Source organism: Bacillus sp. FSL E2-8900, from assembly GCF_037966225.1.
GTDB classification, from domain to species: domain Bacteria; phylum Bacillota; class Bacilli; order Bacillales; family Bacillaceae_G; genus Bacillus_A; species Bacillus_A cereus.
In genome coordinates this window covers 4892761-4915690 of the sequence record NZ_CP150193.1, presented here as the reverse complement: position 1 = coordinate 4915690, position 22930 = coordinate 4892761, and the positions used below count along the sequence as shown (strand labels likewise).

The window sequence follows — 22930 nt, the reverse complement described above, 5'->3', positions numbered from 1 at the left end:
TAAGATTAGCAAACAGAATATTTCTCCTTGGATAAGCATATTGTGAAGTAGCACGTCCAAGGAGGGGCATGAATGACGTTTGAACAGCTAATACCTTTAATAATTATGGCATTCGCCTTAGGGATGGATGCGTTCTCGGTGAGTCTTGGTATGGGGATGATGCCCCTAAAGTTAAGACAAATCCTGTATATTGGTATGACGATAGGGATATTTCATATTATTATGCCGTTTATAGGAATGGTACTAGGTCGTTTTTTATCAGAGAAATATGGAGATATCGCACATTTTGCGGGTGCTATTTTATTAATCGGACTAGGGTTTTATATTGTATATTCGACCATTTTACAAAATGAAGAGACTAGAACTGCCCCTATTGGAATTAGTTTATTCGTATTTGCATTTGGCGTCAGTATAGATAGTTTCTCAGTAGGGCTTAGTCTTGGTATTTATGGGGCACAGACAATTATTACGATTTTACTGTTTGGATTTGTTAGCATGTTATTAGCGTGGATTGGTTTATTAATTGGGAGACATGCGAAAGATATGCTCGGTACATACGGTGAGATAGTAGGTGGTATCATTTTGGTTGGGTTTGGATTATATATCCTTTTTCCTATATAATTTTATGTAGGAGGGAATTATGAACAAGCTATTGGAATGGTATGTTAAATTTTTAACCTTCTTTCCTCGATGGCTAAGAAGACTTATAATTTGGGGTATTATTTTGCAAATTTCGATGTTAGGTTGGATTAAGTTAATTCGTGAATGGTGAGATAGTTCCTTTCTGTGAATATTTTGTTTGTACTATATTTATTACGCTAAAAATTACAGATATAGAAAGGATGAGATGAATGACGAGATTGAAGCAAGTTTTTGGTATTATTATTAGTTTTTTTGTTTTTTGGTTTAGTATGCTCGGTGTACAAATGTTTGCTGAGTTTTTAGATATTGAGTCATTGAAATTTGTTGCGGGAAAGACTGAGGCGGCGCGTGCCTTTTACTCTCCGTACCCGTTTTTAATTGTTTTTCTTATTACATTGCTTTCCCTATACTTCTTCGTAATTAAGCTAGGGAAGCCGAAAAAAGAGAAAATGCCTACTTTAGAGGAAAAGAAGGAAGAATTACAATGATAAAATCCCCTGCTAAAAAGCAGGGGATTTTATATTTGAGTGATGGGAGGAATCTAGCCCCATTGCTTTTAAATATATCCAGTTCCAGCGGCTAGCTCTTCGCATGAAGCAAAAAGCGCTTCAAGGTCGAGAGCTTGAAGTGCCCTGCGATTCTGAGCGAGCCGCTTCCGCTTTTAGATATATCTAGCTCCAGCGGCTAGAATGGTCGGTGGCTTCGCTTCTTCCTGCGAGGCAAAAAGCGCCTCGCAGGAAGAAGCTCCATCCCCCTCCCATTCTGAGCGAGCCGCTTTCGCTTTTAGATATTATCCAGTTCCAGTGGCCAGCTCTTCGCATCTAAGAACCTCCCGCACGAAAGGTAAAAAGCACCTTTTGTGCGAGAGAACCTTAGCTGGTCAGAGCTAAACGGGCCACTTCCACTTTTAGATATTATCCAGCTTCAGCGGCTAGAATCTCCGGTCATTTCGCTCTCTCGCATGAAGCAAAAAGCGCTTCAAGGTCGAGAGCTCCAATGCCCTGCGATTCTGAGCGAGCCACTTCCGCTTTTAGATTGGCCTAACTAATTCAAATTGTTCTCCTAATTTTGCATAGTTGTGTCCTGCTAGGCGGCTTATTGGTTTGAGTCCTTCGGCGTGAATGCGCCCTTTTTCATATAGATGTTCGGCAACGTGGAAACGAACGACGCGTCCAATTAGTAGATCACAAGCTGGTGAGTCTTCCGTTCCGCCAAGTGGAATTGCACGTTCTAATACGCATTCCATTCGAATATTTGCTTCTTTTACACCTGGAACAGAGATGACTTCACTTTCGATTGGTGTTAGTTTTGCTAGTTCAATTTCACTTTCATTTGGCGGGAGATTAGCTGCTGTTTCATTAATTGCTGCTACATATGATTCGTCAGAAATATGTACGACAAATTCTCCTTTTTCAATTGCGTTTCGGGAAGTGTCCTTTCTTTCTCCTGCTTTTCGTTGTACAGATACTGAGATAAGTGGTGGATTAGCAGCGACAATATTGAAATAACTATATGGTGCTCCGTTTAGTACACCTTCTTTTGTTACAGAAGTAACGAATGCGACAGGGCGAGGGATGATACTTCCAGTAAGTAATTTGTAATTATCTTTTTCAGTTTGTTCATTTGGATTAATGGATAACATGCTTGTAATCCCCTTTCTAAATATGAATACTTATTGTTTGTTTACAAGATAACGATGAGAAAATCCTGCTGGAAATAATATTTTGTTTCATAAAAAGAACTTACTTCAATTGTAATGAAGTAAGTTCTTTTTCAAGAATCTCAAATTTGAGATAAAAATTAAAGTAAAACGTATGCGCCAGGTCCGATTAAAGCTACACCAACAGCAACAGCGATTAACATTAAGTTATATTCATATCCGTTTTGTGTTACCCAGTAACCATTTTTTCCGTGAACAGTGAAGATAGCCATTAACATTGTTCCAACGATAAATAATGAACCAACTACAATGAAAATACCTGATGCGAATAAGAAACCACCTAGTAATTCAGTTGCGCCAGCCATAAATGCCATAAATACACCAGGACGTAAACCGATTGACTCCATCCAGCCACCTGTTCCTTTTAAACCGTAACCGCCGAACCAACCAAATAATTTTTGAGCGCCATGACCCATGAATGTAATTCCTATAATAAGACGAATAATAAGTAGACCGAAATCCATCATTTTTAAAAACCTCCTAAAAGTTATTAACTTACCTTACGTAAGTAATAATAAAATAGTTACTTACTATAGTCAAGTAGATTTTGAAAAAAGTTTGAATTAAATTTTACAAATTAACAACAAAAAATAAAATGTAGTAAAGACCTCTAGACAAGTCGGGCAAAAAAAGAGAAAATATAAATAGAAGTTAACTTCTAATTGTTATTCAGACAATCAGAATTGACTGGAATTTTGTGAAGCGCTACAATAAGAGTCTATTAGTAATGACATAATTTATTTCGAAAGCGTTTTTACAGTATAATATTCGAAGTATGAAGTCTTACATGTATCCCGAGTTTTACTAGGGATTGCCCTATAAACTTTTAGGTAAATTATAAGGAGGACTATCCTATGTTTAAAAAATTATTCGGTCTTGGTTCAAAAACAAATGAAGAAACAATCGTAGCTCCATTAACTGGAGCAGTGAAAAATATTGAAGAAGTACCAGATCCAGTATTTGCTGGTCGTATGATGGGTGACGGTGTTGCAATCGATCCTACTGAAGGTGTAGTTGTATCTCCAGTTGATGGTGAAATCGTACAATTATTCCACACAAAACATGCTATCGGAATTAAAGCGAAAAACGGTACAGAAATTTTAATCCACGTTGGATTAGAAACTGTAAAAATGGAAGGCGAAGGTTTCGAAGCTCACGTTTCTGAAGGCCAAGCTGTAAAAGCTGGAGATAAATTAATCTCATTCGACTTAGAATTAATCCGTGAAAAAGCGAAAAGCACAATTACTCCAATTGTTATTACAAACACAGATGCAGCTGAGTCTATTAAGACAACTGTAGGCGTAGCAGCTACAAAAGGTTCAACAGAAGTAATGAAAGTTACAATGAAATAATTGCAATATAAGAGGAATCCGTTTCGTATGAAATGGATTCCTTATTTTTGTTGCGTGTTCAGTATGTATGTTAAAATACTCTAGGCACTTGGAAATAGGGTTTCACATATATGTGGATAAGGCGCATTTTTCTTAGAAAAAATATAAGAGAAATGCGCCTTTTGTATATTCACATTTCTTTTGTTCTATTCTAATGTAAGTTATGATGAATGATAAGAAATCGAATATAGGGGTGGGTTTGAATGAAACGAGTGTTATTTGTTTGTACTGGCAATACATGTCGTAGTCCAATGGCTGAGGCGTTGCTTCGTCATCACGGAGGAGATAAGTTTGAAGTGCAATCTGCTGGTGTTTTCGCCTATCCTGGGAGCGATGCATCGGTACATGCGAAGGAAGCTTTAGCTGAAAAAGGAATTTCAATTGATCATGCGGCGCAGCAAGTAAATGAAACTTTGCTTGATTGGGCTGATATTGTCGTAACGATGACAGAAAACCATAAGCAAATTGTACTTGGGCATTATCCGAGCGTTGAAAAGAAATTAAATACGTTATATGGATTAACTGAAGGTATAGGCAAGGACATTTCAGATCCATTTGGAGGCTCGCTTTCTATTTATAAAGAAACGTTAGATGAGATGGAAAAACTTGTACAAACTTTACTGAAAAAACATTCAGTAGGTTGATGTTTCGTGTATAATACGATATTGGAGATCACTTCTTCCTATATGAGGTAGCGAGTGTGAAATGAAGATAATTGATTGAAACTTTGGAGGGGTAAAAATGAAAGTAGTAATAGCATCTGATCACGGCGGTATGAATATCCGCAAAGAACTTGTAAGTTTATTAGAAGAGTTAAATATTGAATATATTGATTTAGGTTGTGAATGTGAAGCTGGTTCTGTTGATTACCCTGACTTTGCGTTTCCAGCAGCTGAAATGGTAGCGAATGGTGAAGTAGATCGTGGTATTTTAGTTTGTGGGACAGGCATTGGTATGTCAATCGCAGCAAACAAAGTAAATGGTATCCGTTGTGCGTTAGTTCATGATACTTTCAGCGCGAAAGCGACGAGAGAGCATAATGACACTAACATGCTAGCAATGGGCGAGCGTGTAATTGGTGCTGGTTTAGCGCGTGATATCGCGAAAATCTGGTTAACAACTGATTATGAAGGTGGTCGTCACGAAAACCGCGTAGGAAAAATTAAAACATACGAAACAAAGTAATAGATTCTAACTATCAGTAGTGTGAAATATAATTTGGTGAACCAACCTGTGAAAGGAAGAGGCGTAATGACAGAAATCGTAAAGGTAAGAGAACAGCTACAAATGTCGCTTTCTGATTTCCAAGAACAAGCTTCATTACAAAGCGGTCAAGTTTTTGTAGTGGGTTGTAGCACGAGCGAAGTGCTAGGCGAAAGAATTGGAACATCAGGAACGATGGAAGTAGCAGAGGCGATTTTCTCTGAGTTAAAACAATTTCAAGAGCAAACAGGTATTGAATTAGCGTTTCAATGTTGTGAGCATTTAAACCGTGCTTTAGTAGTTGAGAGAGAAGTAGCGATAAAATATCAATTTGAAATTGTAACAGTTACGCCTGTTAGATCAGCAGGTGGTGCATTGGGGACATACGCGTATCACAATTTGAAAGATCCGGTAGTAGTTGAGTTTATTAAAGCTGATGCAGGAATGGATATTGGTGATACATTTATCGGTATGCATTTAAAGCATGTAGCTGTTCCGGTTCGTACAAGTGTGAAGGAAATTGGAAGTGCGCATGTAACGATGGCCAAAACACGTGGAAAACTAATTGGTGGAGCACGTGCTGTCTATGCGGCAGTGGAAGAGACTACCACTTGCCGTTAAATATGAGAAATTAGGAAGTCATATAGTACCTGTTTATCATAAGGTAAAAGGTATGTTGTCTGACTTTATAATAGAAGAAAGAAAAGACCGATTTTCGGTCTTTTTTTTCTTTTATGATATAGAAAGTCATGTTAGAATGTAGTTGAAAACATGAAGGTTCGAAAGAATTACAACCTGAATTTTCGTTTTTTCTGAATAAATAAGAAAAAACTGTTGGGAATCGATGTAATTCGTTCAGAAAAGGGGGATTTTGGTGGATCATTTAAAACGTCAAGATGAAAAGGTATTTGCTGCAATTGAGGCAGAACTAGGAAGACAGCGTTCAAAGATTGAGTTAATTGCTTCGGAAAACTTCGTAAGTGAAGCAGTAATGGAGGCACAAGGTTCTGTTTTAACGAATAAGTATGCTGAAGGATATCCTGGAAAACGTTACTATGGTGGCTGTGAACACGTAGACGTAGTAGAAGATATCGCACGTGATCGCGTGAAAGAAATTTTCGGCGCAGAGCACGTAAATGTTCAACCACACTCTGGTGCACAAGCGAACATGGCAGTATACTTCACGATTTTAGAGCAAGGCGATACAGTACTTGGTATGAACTTATCTCATGGTGGTCACTTAACACACGGAAGCCCTGTTAACTTCAGTGGAGTACAATATAATTTCGTAGAATATGGCGTGGATGCTGACTCTCACCGTATTAATTACGATGATGTATTAGCAAAAGCGAAAGAACATAAACCAAAATTAATCGTTGCAGGTGCAAGTGCATACCCTCGTGTTATCGATTTCAAGCGATTCCGTGAGATTGCAGATGAAGTGGGCGCTTATTTAATGGTTGATATGGCACATATCGCAGGTTTAGTAGCTGCTGGTTTACATCCAAATCCAGTACCACATGCACATTTCGTTACAACGACAACACATAAAACGTTACGTGGTCCGCGTGGTGGTATGATTTTATGTGAAGAGCAATTTGCAAAACAAATTGATAAATCAATCTTCCCTGGTATTCAAGGTGGTCCACTTATGCACGTAATCGCTGCAAAAGCTGTTGCATTTGGTGAAGCACTTCAAGATGATTTCAAAACATATGCACAAAATATCATTAACAATGCGAACCGCTTAGCTGAAGGTCTTCAAAAAGAAGGACTTACACTTGTTTCTGGCGGAACAGACAATCACTTAATCTTGATTGATGTTCGTAACTTAGAAATCACAGGTAAAGTAGCAGAGCACGTATTAGATGAAGTTGGTATTACAGTGAACAAAAATACAATTCCATTTGAAACAGCAAGCCCATTTGTAACAAGTGGTGTACGTATCGGTACAGCAGCTGTAACATCTCGTGGTTTTGGTTTAGAAGAAATGGATGAAATTGCGTCACTTATTGCTTATACATTAAAAAATCATGAAAATGAAGCTGCGTTAGAAGAAGTACGTAAGCGTGTAGAAGCGTTAACTAGCAAATTCCCAATGTATCCAAATCTATAATAGATTGAAGAAGACTGCCGAGACTTAATTGTTTTGGCGGTCTTTTTTTTGGACATATATTATTTTTAAAGTATGTATACAAATGATGAATAAATTTTGGCGATATAATGAAGGATACAGCTCCCATAATTGGTAAAGATACTAGATAGATTCATTGTAAAATCATGATTTTGCCAAATTTGCCCTTGAATATTAGTAGCGTTTTCTTTACAATCGTAAATAGTGTAAAAAAGCGTGCAAACGCATGAATATCATCTAAAGGAGAGATTCACATGGGAAAACTGTATGTATTTGATCACCCGTTAATTCAACATAAGATTACATATATTCGCGATAAGAATACAGGTACGAAAGATTTTCGTGAATTAGTGGACGAAGTAGCAAGCTTAATGGCTTTCGAAATTACTCGCGACCTTCCACTTAAGGACATTGAAATTGAAACACCTGTAAGCAAAGCGACAACAAAAGTGATCGCTGGTAAAAAACTTGGTTTAATTCCGATTTTACGTGCAGGTTTAGGAATGGTTGATGGAATTCTGAAATTAATTCCAGCAGCAAAAGTAGGACACGTTGGTTTATACCGTGACCCTAAAACATTGCAACCGGTAGAATACTATGTGAAACTTCCAACGGATGTAGAAGAGCGTGACTTTATCGTACTAGATCCGATGCTAGCAACAGGTGGTTCTGCGGCTGAAGCAATTAACTCTCTGAAAAAGCGCGGTGCGAAACAAATTAAATTAATGTGTATCGTTGCAGCTCCAGAAGGGGTAAAAGTAGTACAAGAAGAACATCCTGATGTTGATATTTATGTAGCAGCATTAGATGAGAAATTAAATGACCACGGATATGTAGTACCAGGTCTTGGTGATGCTGGTGACCGTTTATTCGGAACGAAGTAAGACAACTGACGAGCAGGGGAGATTCCCCAGCTCGTCTTTTTTGCTGTAAGCAAGTAGAGGAGGGGAGAGGATAAATATACATCGTATATACAACATAAGTTGCATACACCTCACATATAATATAGAAGTCTTACGTCTGAGGAACACTATATTATGGAAGAAAAGCGTTATATCTCGAAAATATAATAGTGACAAACTTGTGAACATTTCCTTCTATTATAAAGAGAAAACTGTTAGAAATTGCATATATGTAACCAGTATTTAGAAGGGGAACGTTTTCATTTTTGGGAGGAAATGCCTAATACTCAAATTTTTAGATTTTTTACGATTTCTCGTTGACACTGTTAATACCCTATTGTATGCTAACAACGGGGATAGATGGTAGGGCTTTCAGTGACAAAATTACATCTATTCCGTGACGAAAATGTAAAATTTTTGTTTTGTATAGGATTTATGCAAAAAAATGAGTTATTATTAACACATCGTGAATGAGGGTTACATATTGGAGGGATGAATCCTTGCAAAAAAACGATCGCAGCCATATAAAAGCTTATGCTTTAATGTCAGGTATTCTTGCTCAATTAGTCGGTTCTATTCTTGTTGGAATCTTTGGTGGGCAGTGGATTGATAATAAGGTTGGAACGTTTCCGTTGTTTCTTATTATAGGGTTATTACTCGGACTAGGAACAGGGGTATACGCAATGATTCGACTCATTCGACATTACTATTCGGGAGAGCAATGATGATAGACGTACATGGACTTGTCCAAAGACAAAAGAAATATATGTACTACTTGCTTGCGCTTCTAGTGCTAGGATGGGGATTTACCTCTTACAAGGATGTATTTCTTGGACTGATTATCGGGACGATTTTCAGTTTTCTTAGTTTGCGCATCATTGCACGTAGAACAGACAAGCTGCTAGATCGCGTAACAAATGGAGAAAACGTGAAGTTCAAGGCAACAGCGGTAAGTACATATTCAAGATTCGCCACGATTGGGTTATTAATTTTATTTGCAGCCAAATATCAAGAGTTAATCGCGATGTGGGGCCTAGGTGTAGGATTGCTGACAGGATACCTTGTCATGATCATAGATTTTCTTTATTTAGAGTATAAGAGCAGGGAAGAGAGGTGAATTACTAGTGGAACACGGTAAATTAGTTGAATTTCTAGGTTTAACGTTCGATTTGTCATCAGTTATGATGGTTACTGTAGCAGCAGTTATTGTTTTCTTAATCGCTGTTATCGGAACTCGCAGCTTAGCTCTTCGCCCAACCGGGATGCAAAACTTCATGGAATGGGTGTTTGACTTCGTGAAAGGGATTATCAATAGTACGATGGACTGGAAAACAGGTGGACGTTTCTTAACGCTTGGCGTTACGCTTATCATGTTTATCATCGTATCGAACTTCCTTGGTTTACCATTCATGTATTCAGCAACTGAAGCTGGCGAACATATTGCATGGTGGAGATCACCAACGTCTGATCCAGCAGTTACATTAACATTAGCCGTGATGGTAGTTACCCTCACCCATTATTATGGAATTAAGATGAAGGGTACGAAAGAGTACGTAAAAGGTTATTTCCAACCTATGAAATTCTTATTCCCATTAAAGGTTATTGAGGAGTTTGCTAACACATTAACGTTAGGTCTTCGTTTATTTGGTAACATTTATGCAGGTGAGATCTTATTAGGATTACTTGCTAAGTTGGGCGGAGCATCAGTCCTTGGGGCATTAGGTGCGCTTGTACCAATGTTAGCATGGATGGGATTCAGTGTATTCGTTGGATCAATCCAAGCATTTATTTTCGTTATGTTAACGATGGTTTATATGGCTCATAAAGTAAGCCATGACCATTAATATAATTTAAGTAAGAAAAAATTTATTTTTTTATAATACAAAGGAGGACAAATTAAATGAGTTTAGGTGTAATCGCAGCTGCAATTGCAATTGGTTTATCAGCATTAGGTGCAGGTATTGGTAACGGTCTTATCGTATCACGTACAATCGAAGGTGTTGCTCGTCAACCAGAATTAAAAGGCGCACTTCAAACAATTATGTTCATCGGGGTTGCTTTAGTTGAGGCACTTCCAATCATCGGTGTAGTTATTGCATTCATCGTAATGAACAAATAAGGGAGACTCCCCTTACATAGATGGCGAAGAGTGTTTTTCCGAACTTTCTTCGCCATTGCTTTATGAATGAAACGTATGTCTTTTTTTTTCATATGATCAATTTAGATATTTTGAAGGGAGTGAATCCTTGTGCCAACTTTATTATTAGGTGCTGCCATTCCATTTGGAACGATTGCTTATACATTGTTCATTTTCTTACTTCTATTAGTAATGCTACGCAAATTTGCGTGGGGTCCTTTAATGGGAATTATGAAAGAACGTGAAGAGCATGTTACTAATGAAATCGACGCTGCAGAAAGAAGTAATGCTGAGGCGAAGAAATTAGTAGAAGAACAACGTGAAATGTTAAAACAATCACGTGTTGAAGCACAAGAGTTAATCGAAAGAGCGAAAAAGCAAGCTGTAGATCAAAAAGATGTTATTGTTGCTGCTGCGAAAGAAGAAGCAGAATCAATTAAAGCATCTGCTGTACAAGAAATTCAACGCGAAAAAGAGCAAGCAATTGCTGCTTTACAAGAACAAGTTGCTTCTTTATCTGTTCAAATTGCTTCTAAAGTAATTGAAAAAGAGTTAAAAGAAGAAGATCAAGTGAAGTTAATTCGCGATTATATTAAAGAAGTAGGAGAAGCGCGATGAGCAATGGGATTGTAGCAAAACGTTATGCTGTCGCTCTTTTTAAAATTGCAAAAGAAAAACACGTATTAGAAATGTTTGAAGAGGAATTACGCCTTGTACAAAACGTTTATGTAAAGAACGGAGAACTACATAGCTTTTTAACGCAACCGAACATTTCAAAGGAACAAAAGAAAACGTTTCTTGCAAACGTATTCGGATCTGTTTCTGAATCTATTTTAAATACGTTATATATTTTAATTGATAACAAACGCATTGATATCTTACCTGAAATTGCAGATGAATATGTTGTTCTTGCTAATGAAGAACGTAACGTAGCGGATGCAACTGTATATTCTACTCGTCTTCTATCAGAAGAAGAGAAGCTTAACATTGCTGAAGCATTTGCAAAGAGAACGGGAAAAGATGCAATTCGCGTGAAAAATGTTGTAGATGAAGATTTACTAGGCGGAATTAAAGTACGTATTGGAAATCGCATTTATGACGGAAGTTTACAAGGAAAATTAGCACGTATTCAGCGTGAATTAATGAAGAATAGATAGGGGTGAAGCACATGAGCATCAGAGCTGAAGAAATTAGCGCACTGATAAAGCAACAAATCGAGAACTATCAGTCTGAAATCGAAGTTAGTGATGTTGGTACAGTTATCCAAGTTGGTGACGGTATCGCGCGTGCTCATGGTCTTGATAACGTTATGGCTGGTGAACTTGTAGAGTTCTCTAACGGCGTTATGGGACTAGCACAAAACTTAGAGGAAAACAACGTAGGTATTATCATTTTAGGACCTTACACAGAAATCCGTGAAGGTGACGAAGTTCGTCGTACTGGTCGCATCATGCAAGTACCAGTAGGAAAAGAACTAATTGGTCGTGTTGTAAACCCATTAGGTCAACCAGTTGATGGTTTAGGCCCAATCAATACAACAAACACTCGTCCAATCGAAAGTCCAGCACCAGGTGTAATGGATCGTAAATCTGTTCATGAGCCACTTCAAACAGGTATTAAAGCGATCGATGCTCTTGTACCAATTGGCCGTGGTCAACGTGAGTTAATCATTGGTGACCGTCAAACTGGTAAAACAGCAGTTGCACTTGATACAATCATTAACCAAAAAGATGAAGACATGATTTGTATCTACGTAGCAATTGGACAAAAAGAATCAACTGTACGTAACGTAGTAGAAACACTACGTAAGCACGGTGCATTAGAATACACAATCGTTGTAACTGCATCTGCTTCTCAACCAGCTCCATTATTATACCTAGCTCCTTATGCTGGTGTAACAATGGGTGAAGAGTTCATGTACAATGGTAAACACGTATTAGTAGTATATGATGACTTATCAAAACAAGCAGCGGCTTACCGTGAGCTGTCATTACTATTACGTCGTCCTCCAGGTCGTGAAGCTTACCCAGGGGATGTATTCTACTTACATTCTCGCTTATTAGAGCGTGCAGCAAAATTAAGTGATGCAAAAGGCGGCGGTTCTTTAACTGCACTACCTTTCATCGAAACACAAGCAGGGGACGTATCAGCATACATCCCAACAAACGTAATTTCTATTACGGATGGACAAATCTTCTTACAATCTGACCTATTCTTCTCTGGCGTACGTCCAGCGATCGATGCGGGTACTTCTGTATCTCGTGTAGGTGGATCTGCTCAGATTAAAGCAATGAGTAAAGTATCAGGTACACTTCGTCTTGACCTTGCATCTTACCGTGAGTTAGAAGCGTTCGCTCAGTTCGGTTCTGACCTTGATAAAGCAACTCAAGCGAAATTAAACCGTGGTGCTCGTACTGTTGAGGTATTAAAACAAGGATTACACAAACCGTTACGTGTAGAGAAACAAGTTATCATTCTTTACGCTTTAACACGTGGATTCCTAGATGATATCCCAGTAGTAGATATCACTCGTTTTGAAGAAGAATTCCATGCTTGGTTAGATTCTAATGCGACTGACTTATTAGAAGAAATCCGCACAACTAAGAAACTTGCGGATGACGACAAATTTGCAGCAGCAATCAATGGATTTAAAAAAGTATTCGTAGCTTCTGAATAATAATAAAAAGTGAAGCCGACTGTTCAGCCCCATCGGCTAAGGTTCTTTCTCACAGAAGGTGCTTTTTACCTTCTTGTGGGGAAGGTTCTTAGACGAAAGGGGCTAGGAGGCGGAACTAGATTAATAAAAGTGGAAGCGGCTCGTTCTGAATGTGAGGGGGATGGAGCTTCTGACGAAGAGGCGGTGTTTGCCTCGTAGGAAGAAGTGAAGCCACCGAACATTCAAGCCGCTGGAGCTAGATAGTATATATAAAAGGCATCTCGGGCTCTGAGATTGCTAAAGGTCATGTAAAGGAAAAGAGTAGGTGCACCTATTCTTTTCCTTCAATCATGAGCAAGAATATCTTGCAACGTAGATTAGGAAGAGGATTCTTACTAATCGTGCCAACTTCCGGAAAAAAGGTGGTGAAAACCTGTGGCATCTTTACGCGATATAAAAGCGAAGATTAACTCGACAAAGAAAACGAGTCAAATTACGAAAGCGATGGAGATGGTATCTGCATCTAAGTTAAACCGTGCAGAGCAAAATGCTAAATCTTTCGTTCCGTATATGGAAAAGATTCAAGAAGTAGTAGCGAGCATTGCGCAAGGAAGCAAAGGGATTAATCATCCAATGCTAAATGCGCGTCCTGTAAAGCGTACAGGATACATCGTTATTACGTCTGATCGCGGACTAGCAGGTGGTTATAACAGTAACGTATTACGTACAGTAAGTAACGTAATTCGTGAACGTCATAATATGGATTCAAACCAATATTCTATTATTGTGCTTGGACGACTAGGACGTGATTATTTAAAACGTCGCGGCTTTAACATTATTGATGAAGTAGTTGGATTATCTGACCACCCATCATTTACTGATATTAAAGACCTTGCTTCTCGAGCAATTGCGATGTTCGCAGATGGTGCTTATGATGAGCTGTACATTTACTACAACCATTACGTAAGTAAAATTTCACAAGAGGTAACGGAAAATAAAATTTTACCGCTTACTGATGTGGCGTCTGACAAACCGACGACAGCTTATGAATTCGAACCTTCTGAAGAAGAAATTTTAAAAGTACTATTGCCACAATACGCAGAAAGCTTAGTGTACGGTGCATTACTAGACGGTAAAGCAAGTGAGCACGCAGCGCGTATGACAGCAATGAAGAGTGCTACAGACAACGCAATGGAAGTTATCGATTCACTTACACTTTCATTCAACCGTGCGCGTCAGGCAGCGATTACGCAAGAAATTACGGAAATCGTTGGTGGAGCAGCAGCGTTAGAATAGTATTAAAAAGCGGAAGCGGTTCGTTCAGAATGAGAGGGGGATGGAGCTTTTGACGTAGAGGCGATTTGTGCCTCGTAGGAAAAAGCGAAGCCACCGAACATTCTAACCGCTGGAGATAGATTCAATAAAAGGCGGAAGCGGCTCTTTCAGGAGAGTCGCGTAAGCTAAACTAATAAAAAATTAAAAGCTAACTTCTCTGATAGAGGTAGCTAATTAAAAGAAAGCTAGGAGGGAACCCGATGAATAAAGGGCGCGTTACGCAAATCATGGGTCCGGTTGTAGACGTTAAGTTTGATGGCGGAAAGCTACCAGAAATCTACAATGCCCTTACGGTAAAACAAAGCAACGAAAACGGAAGCATGAACTTAACATTTGAAGTTGCACTTCATTTAGGTGATGATACAGTTCGTACAGTTGCGATGTCTTCCACAGATGGACTTGTTCGTGGCACAGAAGTAGAAGATACTGGTAAAGCAATCTCTGTACCAGTTGGTGATGCAACACTTGGACGTGTATTCAACGTATTAGGTGATGCAATTGACTTAGATGGTGAACTTCCTGCGGATGTACACCGTGATCCAATTCACCGTCAAGCACCTGCATTCGAAGAATTATCTACTAAAGTAGAAATTCTTGAAACTGGTATTAAAGTAGTAGACTTACTTGCTCCTTACATTAAGGGTGGTAAGATCGGCCTATTCGGTGGTGCCGGCGTAGGTAAAACAGTATTAATTCAGGAGTTAATCAATAACATCGCACAAGAGCACGGTGGTATCTCTGTATTCGCTGGTGTAGGTGAGCGTACTCGTGAGGGTAATGACTTATACCACGAAATGAGCGATTCTGGCGTAATCAAGAAAACTGCGATGGTATTCGGACAAATGAACGAGCCACCTGGAGCACGTCAACGTGTTGCATTAACAGGTTTAACAATGGCTGAGCATTTCCGTGATGAGCAAGGACAAGACGTACTTCTGTTCATCGATAACATCTTCCGTTTCACGCAAGCGGGTTCTGAAGTATCTGCCCTTCTTGGTCGTATGCCATCTGCGGTAGGTTACCAACCAACACTTGCAACAGAAATGGGTCAATTACAAGAGCGTATTACATCTACAAATAAAGGGTCTATCACGTCTATCCAAGCGGTATATGTACCAGCCGATGACTATACTGACCCAGCACCAGCTACAACGTTTGCTCACTTAGATGCAACAACAAACTTAGAGCGTCGTTTAACGCAAATGGGTATTTACCCAGCCGTAGATCCATTAGCATCTACATCTCGTGCACTTTCTCCAGAAATCGTAGGAGAAGAGCATTATGAAGTAGCTCGTCAAGTACAGCAAACTTTACAACGTTATAAAGAACTTCAAGATATCATCGCTATCTTAGGTATGGATGAGTTATCTGAAGAAGATAAGTTAGTTGTACATCGTGCTCGTCGTATTCAATTCTTCTTATCTCAAAACTTCCACGTAGCTGAGCAGTTTACAGGTCAAAAAGGTTCTTACGTACCTGTAAAAAATACAGTTAGTGGTTTCAAAGAAATTCTAGAAGGAAAATATGATGACCTTCCAGAAGATGCATTCCGCTTAGTAGGTGGCATTGAAGAAGTTATTGAAAACGCGAAGAAAATGATGGCGTAAGGCCTTAGGAGGGACGAAGTATGAAGACATTTCCAGTCAGTATTGTAACTCCTGATGGACCGGTTTACGAAAAAGAAGTAGAAATGGTAAGTGTAAAAGCAGAGAGTGGGGAAATGGGGATCTTACCAGGTCACATTCCAACTGTTGCACCATTAAAAATTAGTGCAGTTCGTCTGAAAAATGGTGGACACACTGATTATGTAGCAGTAAGCGGTGGCTTTATCGAAGTTCGTCCAGATAAAGTGACTGTATTATCATCATCTGCTGAAGAAGCAAACCATATCGATATCCATCGTGCAAATGAAGCGAAGCGTCGCGCTGAGCAACGTCTGCAAGATAAACAAGCACATGTTGACTTTAAACGTGCAGAAATGGCATTACAACGTGCTGTGAACCGTTTGAACGTTTCCGATATGAAGTAAAAAAATCCGTAAGGGCTTTGCCTTTACGGATTTTTTTTTTTTGTGTATTTTATGGATAATTTTACAAAACTGGTATAATTATATTGATGCTTGTATAAGTAGAAGTGTACAACAATTTATATTTCATAAAGGGGATGGATCAATGATTGGTGAAATGAAGCGAGAAGCATTGTACTCTTTAAAGGGAAAATGGGGACTAGGTGTTGGATCAACAATTTTATATTTTATTTTAAGTTATGTTGTTTCGCTGGCTGCAATGCTTATACTATTAATTCCAGGAATTATTATATTTCTCTCAGTTGTAAGCTTAACTGGATCATTTGAAGAGGAAACGATGTCAATTGGAGCAGGTATTACCTTTGGAATTTTTTATTGCATTATGATAATTTTGAGTAACGCATCGTATGGGATTACGTCATATGGTTATACAAATGTATTTTTACAGATTAGTAAACGAGAAGATGCTAAAGTAGATTACTTATTCGAAGGATTTCGTGGCTTTAAAAGAATGATGAAAACAATGTGGGCAATGCTTGCGATTTTGTTATATACAGGTACATGGATTCCGATGCTGTTAATAGGCTTATTTGCATTGTTAGGTGAAGAAGGGAATACGTCATTTGCAATAGCTTTCTTCGTACTATTAGCAATTTCAATTGTTGGTATGATTGTGATGTATTTTTCTTATGCACTGACGTACTATGTGATGATTGAAAATCTAGAATATAGTGTTTCGCAGGCGATGAAGGAAAGTAAGAATCTTATGAAGGGTCATAAGTTAGATTTGTTTCTTTTATGGCTGAGCTTCATAGGATGGGCTATTTTAGCGCTGCTTACTTTTGGAATAGGATTTCTTTGGCTTAGTCCGTATATGAGTACGACGACAGCACACTTTTATCGCTACATTTCAAAAGGTGAATTTCAATAGGAACATGCTATACTAATAGAATTATTGTGTATAGGAGGCGAGGCTACGCATGATTAGTGATTTAAAAGGAGAAGCACTAGATTCATTAGAAGGGAAATGGGGATTAGCTGTTGGAGCTACACTACTCATTTCAATTCTTATCACGGCTTTTAGTTTTAGTGTTGATTGGGGATTTTCTTTAATTTTCGGTTGGCAAAAAACAAATGGTTCACTTTCAACGAATATTCTTTCATTTTTTGTTACTGGACCGTTAACTTTAGGTGGATATTACCTTGGTTTAAATATCCTTCGTGAAAAGCAAGCTAGTATTGGTAATGTATTCATTTGGTTTTCAGAGGGAAAGAGATTTCTAAAATCATTTTTATTATATTTATTAGTAAATCTTTATCTTTTCTTATGGACGTTATTGTTCATTATTCCAGGTATTATTAAATCATTTTCTTATGCGATGACATACTTTATTATAAACGATCATCCTGAGTATTCGCTGAACCAAGCTATTACAGAAAGTCGTCGTATGATGGATGGACATAAGATGGAGTATTTCATTTTATGTTTAAGTTTTATTGGCTGGTTTATATTAAGTTGTATTACGTTAGGGATTGGATTCTTATGGTTAATTCCATATTTCTATACGACATCTGCAGCTTTTTACGAAGAGATTGCAGAAGAATATTATGAGAAAAAAATTTAGCACTATAAAACCCCCAGTATGAATTATTTGTTCATACTGGGGGTTTTTTGTAGAAATTTTATAAATTGATTACTAGTAAGTGGTTTACTGAAATAGTAACCTTGCATATATTTACAGTTATGTTTTTGCAGAAACTTAAGCTGTTTTTCGGTTTCAATTCCTTCGGCAACGACTGAAAGATTTAAAGTATTTGCGAGGGAAAGTATTGTAGAAACGATGGCTCGTTCTTCAGGACGATGATCAGCTAATTGTGTAAATTCTCTCGGTACTTTTAATGTGTCGATTGGAAAAATTGATAAATAAGCAAGAGAAGAATACCCAGTACCGAAGTCATCAATGGAAGTTTGGATACCGTACTCTTTTAATTGCTTCAGTCTCAATAACGTTTCTTTCTCGTCAATCATTGCAATTCTTTCTGTTAACTCAAGGGTTACATATTTTGGGTCGACTTGCACGTCGTTTAATATTTGTGAAATGTTTTCGATTAATTGATCTTGCCGGAATTCTTTTGCGGATAAATTAACACTTATTTTTAAATTTTGGTAGCCAAAGGTATGCCATATTTTTAATTGGAGACAAGCTTCTTGTAATACCCAATGTCCAAGTGGGACTACTTGTGGCGTCTCTTCTACAATTGGAATAAACTCACATGGTGAAATGTCACCTAATAGCGGGTGTTTCCATCGTATTAAAGCTTCAGCACCGATAATTTTATTTGTTGTCGTATCAATTTGTGGTTGATAAACGAGATAAAATTCTTTGTTTACTAAAGCGATTGGCAAATCTTTTTCAATTCGAGCTTTTCGTTCCATTTTTTTATATAGTTCTTTCGTGTAAAGAGAGCTACCGTTTTTTCCTTTATTCTTTGCTTCGTACATGGCCATATCAGCATGCTGCAAAATGGATAGCGCATCTTCACCTGCTTCAGGATATATTGCAATTCCGATGCTCGGTGAGATTTGTAAATGTTGATTTTCGATTTCAAATGGCTCATTCATGGCCGCTACAATCCTATCAGCTATTTTTTGGACATCTGGCTTTTTTTTGTAATTCTCGATAAGGATTGTGAACTCATCCCCAGCTAGCCGCGCGAGTTTCATATTTGATGTTGCTATTCTTTCGAGCCTTTTTGCTACTGCGATGAGCAATAGGTCTCCTACTCGATGACCGAGGGTATCATTAATAACTTTAAAACGGTCTAGGTCGAGAAACATAACAGCAAAAGGCTTTTTCGATATTTTTGCTCGCGCAATTGCCTGTTCTAAATGTTGATGAAATGCACGACGATTTGCAAGCTCTGTTAAAGTATCATGGTATGCTAGGAAGTTGATTTGTTCTTGTTGTTGTTTGCTTTCCGTAATATCTTTAATCATTAAATAAACCCCAGAAATTTTCTCCTTTAAAAAGATCGGTACGGCGGTAACGTGCAAGTAGTAAATATCTCTGTTTTTATGGTAAGCCCGTATTTCTAAAGAAATAGAATATCCCTTTTTCACGCGATGAAAGGCGTTAATCATTTCTTCTAAATCTTCTTCGTATATGAGTGAATAGTAAGGCTGGTTTAATAATTCATTCGTTTGATAACCGAGTAAAGTAGTACCAGCGTTATTTACTTTGAGAAAATTACCGTACAAATCTAATGTGAAAATTGGATCTGGATGATGCTCGTATAAAGATTTAAACATTTGTTGATTATGATAGAGTTCATTTTTCTGTTCTACTAAATCTTCTGTACGTAGTTTAATTTGTTTCTCGAGTTCTGAGTTGAATTGCATTTGAGCGATCAATAATATTTTATTTTGTTTTCGAACTAAACTATGACGTATGAGAACGAAAGAAAAAGTTATTATAAGTCCGATTACTATAATAGGCGCAAAAACGTATTCAACTAATATAAAAACAATAAGCATTACTACCGAAATATACGGTAATGATAATCGGATTGATTCGCCAATTTTAGGTGTTAGTAGTACTTGTTCTTGTTTTTCAGGCTTTTTTGTATGGAGAATACAGGCGATTGCTACTAGTACTAAGGTTACTTGATAGAAAGGCGTAACTGTAAACATAGAATACTCTGGTATGAAGTATTTTATATAAGCATAAATCGCATCTGTAGTAGCGTATAAAATTAAAGCACTGCCAAGAAGTGCACCGACCTTTTTAGGTAATAAGGATAGTGGTTTGAATAAAAGGTTGATTCCTATTAAGAGAAAGAGTAAATCAGCCATTGGATAGGTAAGTTGAACAAATATGTCGATATAGGATGTTGTAAAGATATGAATAGTTCGTTCAATAAGTAAGTAGTAACTTAAAGTAAATTGGGCTGTAACGATAATACAAATATCACATAGCATAAAAAGTTTTTCTAATAAATCTCGGTTATAAATGATTTCGTATAGAAAGGCAAACGTAAAGCTAACTAAAAAAAGTAAGTAAAAAAAGTCAGATGGATCAACGAACGTATAGAAGTCCTTTACAATTAAACGCTGATAGGCAACGACTATATCACCGATAAAATAAGAGAGAGCTCCAACAGATAATATGATCCAAAATAAACGAGATAGCCCTTCTTTCATGTTTGAAAAATAAAGTATATAACTACAAGCGATAATATCAATTAATAGGGTGCTCGTTCCGATTAATAGCTGAAAAGGAAATGAGTATTCATATACAAAAGGCATTGCTACATAGTGAAGCGTTATAGACAGCAATACAATGCTTATAAGAATACTTACATGTGTTTGTTTTTTCATTTATATCACCTACGGTTTCTTGAAAAGCATATATAAGTTTTATATTTATTTTGCACAATTATAGCAAGTTGTAAAGATAGATTTTAATAATTCTTGTTTCTGTCTCCCAACATATCGACATAGGAATTTGAAGTTTGCTATAATGATTAGAATAGTTGCATTATTTAGAAAAATTTAAAAATAATAATTACTGCAACTAGGACATATTGTTTACTATGTGAACTTGTTCTTAATTTAGGGGGGAGGGTTTCACAATGGCAAGTGTATATGAAAATAGTTATATGATCGTTTTGATTTTCTTGCTATTAGGTATATTGCTGCCGGTAGTGGCTCTTACATTAGGAAGGATGCTGCGCCCAAATAAACCAAGTGCAGCAAAGGCGACGACGTATGAGAGTGGAATTGAGCCTTTTCATGATGCAAATATTCGGTTTCATGCTCGTTATTATATTTTCGCTTTATTGTTTGTGATCTTTGATGTAGAAACTTTATTTTTATATCCTTGGGCTGTTGCGTATGACAAGCTAGGTTTATTTGCATTAATTGAAATGCTCATCTTTGTTGTAATGTTGCTAGTTGGATTAGCGTATGCTTGGAAAAAGAAGGTGTTACAATGGTTATAAATTTTGAGGAATTACATCCAAATGAGCGAGCAGAATTAGAACGAAATATCTTTTTTTCTACATTGGAACAGTTGAAAGGGTGGGCGAGGAGCAACTCTTTATGGCCGATGACATTCGGACTGGCATGCTGTGCAATTGAAATGATGGGGGTAGGCTCATCACATTACGATTTAGATCGATTTGGGTCATTTTTTCGAACTTCACCAAGGCAATCGGACGTCATGATTGTATCGGGAACAGTAACGAAGAAGATGGCTCCTATTGTTCGGCGTTTATATGATCAAATGCCCGAACCGAAATGGGTTATTGCGATGGGATCTTGTGCGACAGCAGGTGGTCCGTATGTAAATTCATATGCTGTTGTGAAAGGTGTAGACCAAATCGTACCAGTTGACGTGTATATTCCTGGTTGTCCCCCAAATCCAGCTGCTTTAATCTATGGAATTAATAAATTAAAAGAGAAAATTCGTTACGAGGCAAAGACCGGAAAGCAGGTGACGAATAAATGAGTAATCCAAATAAAGATTTAGAGGATCTGAAAAAAGAAGCAGCTAGGCGTGCAAAAGAAGAAGCGAGAAAACGCCTTGTAGCGAAACACGAGGCGGAAATAAGTGAACTTGAGGAGGAAGATCAAGAAAAAGAGAAAGCGCTACCAAAAAATGATGATATTACTATAGAAGAAGCAAAACGACGTGCAGCAGCAGCCGCAGCCGCAAAAGCAAAAGCGGCTGCATTAGCAAAACAGAAAAGAGAAGGAACCGAAGAAGTAACGGAAGAAGAAAAAGCGAAAGCCAAGGCCAAGGCGAAGGCAGCAGCAGCTGCAAAGGCAAAAGCGGCAGCATTAGTGAAACAGAAAAGAGAAGGAAACGAAGAAGTAACGGAAGAAGAAAAAGCGAAAGCCAAGGCGAAGGCAGCAGCAGCTGCAAAAGCAAAAGCGGCAGCATTAGCGAAGCAGAAAAGAGAAGGAACTGAAGAAGTAACGGAAGAAGAAAAAGCGAAAGCCAAGGCGAAGGCAGCAGCAGCTGCAAAGGCAAAAGTGGCAGCATTAGCGAAGCAGAAAAGAGAAGGGACAGAAGAAGTAACGGAAGAAGAAAAAGCGAAAGCCAAGGCGAAGGCGGTGGCGGCCGCCAAGGCAAAAGCGGCAGCATTGGCGAAGCAGAAAGCCTCGCAAGGTGATGGGGATTCGGGAGATGAAAAGGCAAAGGCAATTGCAGCGGCAAAAGCGAAAGCAGCAGCGGCTGCAAGAGCGAAGACAAAGGGAGCTGAAGGTAAGAAAGAGGATGAGCCGAAGCAGGAAGAACCGTCCGTAAATCAGCCGTATTTAAATCAGTATGTTGAGGCTATTAGGGAGAAGTTAGGAGAGGGTGCATTAGTAGATTCCTACATTAATAAACTGTCAAAGGATGTGCCAACTCTTGTGGTGGATCCCGAAAAGTATTATGAAGTGATGGAGTCACTGCGATGCCATGAGGGACTTGCTTTTGATTATATGTCAGAGCTACATGCGACGGATTTTGTGACACATATGGAAGTGTATGTTCATTTGTTTTCATATGGCAAGAAACAATCGGTAGCGGTGAAGGTAAAGCTAGACCGGGAAGCGCCGCAAGTCGAATCTGTGACAGCGCTTTGGAAAGGAGCTGACTGGCCGGAGCGAGAAGCATACGATTTGCTCGGCATTGTATTTAAAGGGCATCCGAATTTAACGCGTATTTTAATGCCAGATGATTGGGTAGGATATCCGCTTAGAAAAGACTATGAACCGTATGATGTGGAGGTGTAG

Annotated in this window: 28 protein-coding genes; 25 read left to right on the top strand and 3 right to left on the bottom strand. The window is 38.2% G+C overall.

Going from position 1 to position 22930, the window contains the following annotated elements; genetic code table 11:
* Window positions 1-72: 72 nt before the first annotated feature.
* The 3 genes from NST90_RS25270 to NST90_RS25260 all read left to right on the top strand — a co-directional run bounded on the left by NST90_RS25270 (window position 73) and on the right by NST90_RS25260 (window position 1130).
* On the top strand, window positions 73-621 hold the full coding sequence (locus NST90_RS25270) for a manganese efflux pump MntP family protein (protein WP_000142475.1): 549 nt from the start codon (window positions 73-75) through the stop codon (window positions 619-621).
* A gap of 19 nt (window positions 622-640) precedes the next feature.
* Window positions 641-772: a hypothetical protein gene (locus tag NST90_RS25265; RefSeq protein WP_001037634.1), complete on the top strand. Its 132-nt coding sequence runs from the start codon at window positions 641-643 to the stop codon at window positions 770-772.
* 79 nt (window positions 773-851) lie between these two features.
* Window positions 852-1130 carry a DUF3935 domain-containing protein gene (locus NST90_RS25260; protein ID WP_000197472.1) on the top strand — a complete coding sequence of 93 codons (279 nt, stop codon included), beginning with the start codon at window positions 852-854 and terminating at the stop codon, window positions 1128-1130.
* Window positions 1131-1672: 542 nt separating this feature from the next.
* On the opposite strand, the gene NST90_RS25255 is transcribed toward NST90_RS25260, so the two are convergent.
* Both NST90_RS25255 and NST90_RS25250 read right to left on the bottom strand, forming a co-directional pair.
* Window positions 1673-2284, bottom strand: coding sequence for a flavin reductase family protein (locus NST90_RS25255; protein WP_000949054.1), 612 nt, complete (start codon window positions 2282-2284; stop codon window positions 1673-1675).
* Window positions 2285-2442: 158 nt separating this feature from the next.
* Window positions 2443-2829, bottom strand: coding sequence for a DoxX family protein (locus tag NST90_RS25250; protein ID WP_000968616.1), 387 nt, complete (start codon window positions 2827-2829; stop codon window positions 2443-2445).
* Between the two features lie 387 nt (window positions 2830-3216).
* Between NST90_RS25250 and NST90_RS25245 the strand changes: the two genes are divergently transcribed.
* The 19 genes from NST90_RS25245 (at window position 3217) to NST90_RS25155 (ending at window position 17771) form a co-directional block, all read left to right on the top strand.
* Window positions 3217-3714, top strand: coding sequence for a PTS glucose transporter subunit IIA (locus NST90_RS25245; protein WP_000473665.1), 498 nt, complete (start codon window positions 3217-3219; stop codon window positions 3712-3714).
* A gap of 242 nt (window positions 3715-3956) precedes the next feature.
* A complete protein-coding gene (locus NST90_RS25240) occupies window positions 3957-4397 on the top strand; it encodes a low molecular weight protein arginine phosphatase (RefSeq protein WP_000832373.1) in 441 nt (146 codons plus the stop codon).
* Window positions 4398-4494: 97 nt separating this feature from the next.
* Window positions 4495-4938, top strand: a complete 444-nt coding sequence (gene rpiB / locus NST90_RS25235) for a ribose 5-phosphate isomerase B (RefSeq protein ID WP_000869542.1) — start codon at window positions 4495-4497, stop codon at window positions 4936-4938.
* 66 nt (window positions 4939-5004) lie between these two features.
* A complete protein-coding gene (locus tag NST90_RS25230) occupies window positions 5005-5577 on the top strand; it encodes a TIGR01440 family protein (protein WP_000136386.1) in 573 nt (190 codons plus the stop codon).
* 253 nt (window positions 5578-5830) lie between these two features.
* Complete coding sequence (glyA, locus tag NST90_RS25225; protein ID WP_000349806.1) at window positions 5831-7072, top strand: serine hydroxymethyltransferase; 1242 nt, start codon at window positions 5831-5833, stop codon at window positions 7070-7072.
* A gap of 272 nt (window positions 7073-7344) precedes the next feature.
* Window positions 7345-7974: a uracil phosphoribosyltransferase gene (gene upp / locus NST90_RS25220; protein ID WP_000517539.1), complete on the top strand. Its 630-nt coding sequence runs from the start codon at window positions 7345-7347 to the stop codon at window positions 7972-7974.
* Window positions 7975-8352: 378 nt separating this feature from the next.
* Window positions 8353-8466 (top strand): DUF4024 domain-containing protein, encoded by a 114-nt coding sequence (locus NST90_RS25215; RefSeq protein WP_283748284.1) that lies wholly within the window; start codon window positions 8353-8355, stop codon window positions 8464-8466.
* A gap of 26 nt (window positions 8467-8492) precedes the next feature.
* A complete protein-coding gene (locus NST90_RS25210) occupies window positions 8493-8717 on the top strand; it encodes an AtpZ/AtpI family protein (RefSeq protein WP_001171223.1) in 225 nt (74 codons plus the stop codon).
* Complete coding sequence (locus tag NST90_RS25205; RefSeq protein ID WP_000567600.1) at window positions 8717-9109, top strand: ATP synthase subunit I; 393 nt, start codon at window positions 8717-8719, stop codon at window positions 9107-9109. Before NST90_RS25210 ends, NST90_RS25205 begins: the two co-directional genes overlap by 1 nt.
* A 7-nt stretch (window positions 9110-9116) precedes the next feature.
* Window positions 9117-9836 carry a F0F1 ATP synthase subunit A gene (atpB, locus tag NST90_RS25200; protein WP_000399871.1) on the top strand — a complete coding sequence of 240 codons (720 nt, stop codon included), beginning with the start codon at window positions 9117-9119 and terminating at the stop codon, window positions 9834-9836.
* Window positions 9837-9892: 56 nt separating this feature from the next.
* Window positions 9893-10111, top strand: a complete 219-nt coding sequence (gene atpE / locus NST90_RS25195) for a F0F1 ATP synthase subunit C (protein WP_000052064.1) — start codon at window positions 9893-9895, stop codon at window positions 10109-10111.
* A gap of 129 nt (window positions 10112-10240) precedes the next feature.
* Window positions 10241-10747: a F0F1 ATP synthase subunit B gene (gene atpF, locus NST90_RS25190; protein ID WP_001142618.1), complete on the top strand. Its 507-nt coding sequence runs from the start codon at window positions 10241-10243 to the stop codon at window positions 10745-10747.
* Window positions 10744-11286: a F0F1 ATP synthase subunit delta gene (atpH, locus tag NST90_RS25185; RefSeq protein WP_000064683.1), complete on the top strand. Its 543-nt coding sequence runs from the start codon at window positions 10744-10746 to the stop codon at window positions 11284-11286. The genes atpF and atpH overlap by 4 nt, the downstream gene beginning before the upstream one ends.
* 11 nt (window positions 11287-11297) lie before the next feature.
* Window positions 11298-12806 carry a F0F1 ATP synthase subunit alpha gene (gene atpA / locus NST90_RS25180; protein ID WP_000027518.1) on the top strand — a complete coding sequence of 503 codons (1509 nt, stop codon included), beginning with the start codon at window positions 11298-11300 and terminating at the stop codon, window positions 12804-12806.
* Window positions 12807-13220: 414 nt separating this feature from the next.
* Entirely contained in the window at window positions 13221-14081 is an 861-nt protein-coding gene (atpG, locus tag NST90_RS25175) for a F0F1 ATP synthase subunit gamma (RefSeq protein WP_000157696.1), read from the top strand.
* Window positions 14082-14320: 239 nt separating this feature from the next.
* Window positions 14321-15727 carry a F0F1 ATP synthase subunit beta gene (gene atpD, locus NST90_RS25170; RefSeq protein WP_001032595.1) on the top strand — a complete coding sequence of 469 codons (1407 nt, stop codon included), beginning with the start codon at window positions 14321-14323 and terminating at the stop codon, window positions 15725-15727.
* Window positions 15728-15747: 20 nt separating this feature from the next.
* Entirely contained in the window at window positions 15748-16149 is a 402-nt protein-coding gene (gene atpC / locus NST90_RS25165) for a F0F1 ATP synthase subunit epsilon (protein WP_000847211.1), read from the top strand.
* A gap of 142 nt (window positions 16150-16291) precedes the next feature.
* Window positions 16292-17077 carry a DUF975 family protein gene (locus tag NST90_RS25160; protein ID WP_098905885.1) on the top strand — a complete coding sequence of 262 codons (786 nt, stop codon included), beginning with the start codon at window positions 16292-16294 and terminating at the stop codon, window positions 17075-17077.
* 49 nt (window positions 17078-17126) lie between these two features.
* Window positions 17127-17771, top strand: coding sequence for a DUF975 family protein (locus NST90_RS25155; RefSeq protein WP_000622462.1), 645 nt, complete (start codon window positions 17127-17129; stop codon window positions 17769-17771).
* Between the two features lie 23 nt (window positions 17772-17794).
* On the opposite strand, the gene NST90_RS25150 is transcribed toward NST90_RS25155, so the two are convergent.
* On the bottom strand, window positions 17795-20524 hold the full coding sequence (locus NST90_RS25150; RefSeq protein ID WP_000745011.1) for an EAL domain-containing protein: 2730 nt from the start codon (window positions 20522-20524) through the stop codon (window positions 17795-17797).
* Window positions 20525-20778: 254 nt separating this feature from the next.
* Here NST90_RS25150 and nuoA point away from each other — a divergent pair, with 254 nt between their 5' ends.
* The 3 genes from nuoA to NST90_RS25135 are packed head-to-tail and all read left to right on the top strand — an operon-like array spanning window position 20779 to window position 22930.
* On the top strand, window positions 20779-21147 hold the full coding sequence (gene nuoA, locus NST90_RS25145) for an NADH-quinone oxidoreductase subunit NuoA (protein WP_000179273.1): 369 nt from the start codon (window positions 20779-20781) through the stop codon (window positions 21145-21147).
* Entirely contained in the window at window positions 21138-21656 is a 519-nt protein-coding gene (gene nuoB, locus NST90_RS25140) for an NADH-quinone oxidoreductase subunit NuoB (RefSeq protein ID WP_000236331.1), read from the top strand. The genes nuoA and nuoB overlap by 10 nt, the downstream gene beginning before the upstream one ends.
* Window positions 21653-22930 (top strand): NADH-quinone oxidoreductase subunit C, encoded by a 1278-nt coding sequence (locus tag NST90_RS25135; RefSeq protein ID WP_283748283.1) that lies wholly within the window; start codon window positions 21653-21655, stop codon window positions 22928-22930. Before nuoB ends, NST90_RS25135 begins: the two co-directional genes overlap by 4 nt.

Coding starts and splice junctions, on each gene's coding strand:
- NST90_RS25270 (WP_000142475.1), top strand. CDS start 73: ATGACGTTTGAACAGCTAATACCTTTAATAATTATGGCATTCGCCTTA.
- NST90_RS25265 (WP_001037634.1), top strand. CDS start 641: ATGAACAAGCTATTGGAATGGTATGTTAAATTTTTAACCTTCTTTCCT.
- NST90_RS25260 (WP_000197472.1), top strand. CDS start 852: ATGACGAGATTGAAGCAAGTTTTTGGTATTATTATTAGTTTTTTTGTT.
- NST90_RS25255 (WP_000949054.1), bottom strand. CDS start 2,284: ATGTTATCCATTAATCCAAATGAACAAACTGAAAAAGATAATTACAAA.
- NST90_RS25250 (WP_000968616.1), bottom strand. CDS start 2,829: ATGATGGATTTCGGTCTACTTATTATTCGTCTTATTATAGGAATTACA.
- NST90_RS25245 (WP_000473665.1), top strand. CDS start 3,217: ATGTTTAAAAAATTATTCGGTCTTGGTTCAAAAACAAATGAAGAAACA.
- NST90_RS25240 (WP_000832373.1), top strand. CDS start 3,957: ATGAAACGAGTGTTATTTGTTTGTACTGGCAATACATGTCGTAGTCCA.
- rpiB (WP_000869542.1), top strand. CDS start 4,495: ATGAAAGTAGTAATAGCATCTGATCACGGCGGTATGAATATCCGCAAA.
- NST90_RS25230 (WP_000136386.1), top strand. CDS start 5,005: ATGACAGAAATCGTAAAGGTAAGAGAACAGCTACAAATGTCGCTTTCT.
- upp (WP_000517539.1), top strand. CDS start 7,345: ATGGGAAAACTGTATGTATTTGATCACCCGTTAATTCAACATAAGATT.
- NST90_RS25215 (WP_283748284.1), top strand. CDS start 8,353: ATGGTAGGGCTTTCAGTGACAAAATTACATCTATTCCGTGACGAAAAT.
- NST90_RS25205 (WP_000567600.1), top strand. CDS start 8,717: ATGATAGACGTACATGGACTTGTCCAAAGACAAAAGAAATATATGTAC.
- atpE (WP_000052064.1), top strand. CDS start 9,893: ATGAGTTTAGGTGTAATCGCAGCTGCAATTGCAATTGGTTTATCAGCA.
- atpH (WP_000064683.1), top strand. CDS start 10,744: ATGAGCAATGGGATTGTAGCAAAACGTTATGCTGTCGCTCTTTTTAAA.
- atpA (WP_000027518.1), top strand. CDS start 11,298: ATGAGCATCAGAGCTGAAGAAATTAGCGCACTGATAAAGCAACAAATC.
- atpD (WP_001032595.1), top strand. CDS start 14,321: ATGAATAAAGGGCGCGTTACGCAAATCATGGGTCCGGTTGTAGACGTT.
- atpC (WP_000847211.1), top strand. CDS start 15,748: ATGAAGACATTTCCAGTCAGTATTGTAACTCCTGATGGACCGGTTTAC.
- NST90_RS25160 (WP_098905885.1), top strand. CDS start 16,292: ATGATTGGTGAAATGAAGCGAGAAGCATTGTACTCTTTAAAGGGAAAA.
- NST90_RS25155 (WP_000622462.1), top strand. CDS start 17,127: ATGATTAGTGATTTAAAAGGAGAAGCACTAGATTCATTAGAAGGGAAA.
- NST90_RS25150 (WP_000745011.1), bottom strand. CDS start 20,524: ATGAAAAAACAAACACATGTAAGTATTCTTATAAGCATTGTATTGCTG.
- nuoA (WP_000179273.1), top strand. CDS start 20,779: ATGGCAAGTGTATATGAAAATAGTTATATGATCGTTTTGATTTTCTTG.
- nuoB (WP_000236331.1), top strand. CDS start 21,138: ATGGTTATAAATTTTGAGGAATTACATCCAAATGAGCGAGCAGAATTA.
- NST90_RS25135 (WP_283748283.1), top strand. CDS start 21,653: ATGAGTAATCCAAATAAAGATTTAGAGGATCTGAAAAAAGAAGCAGCT.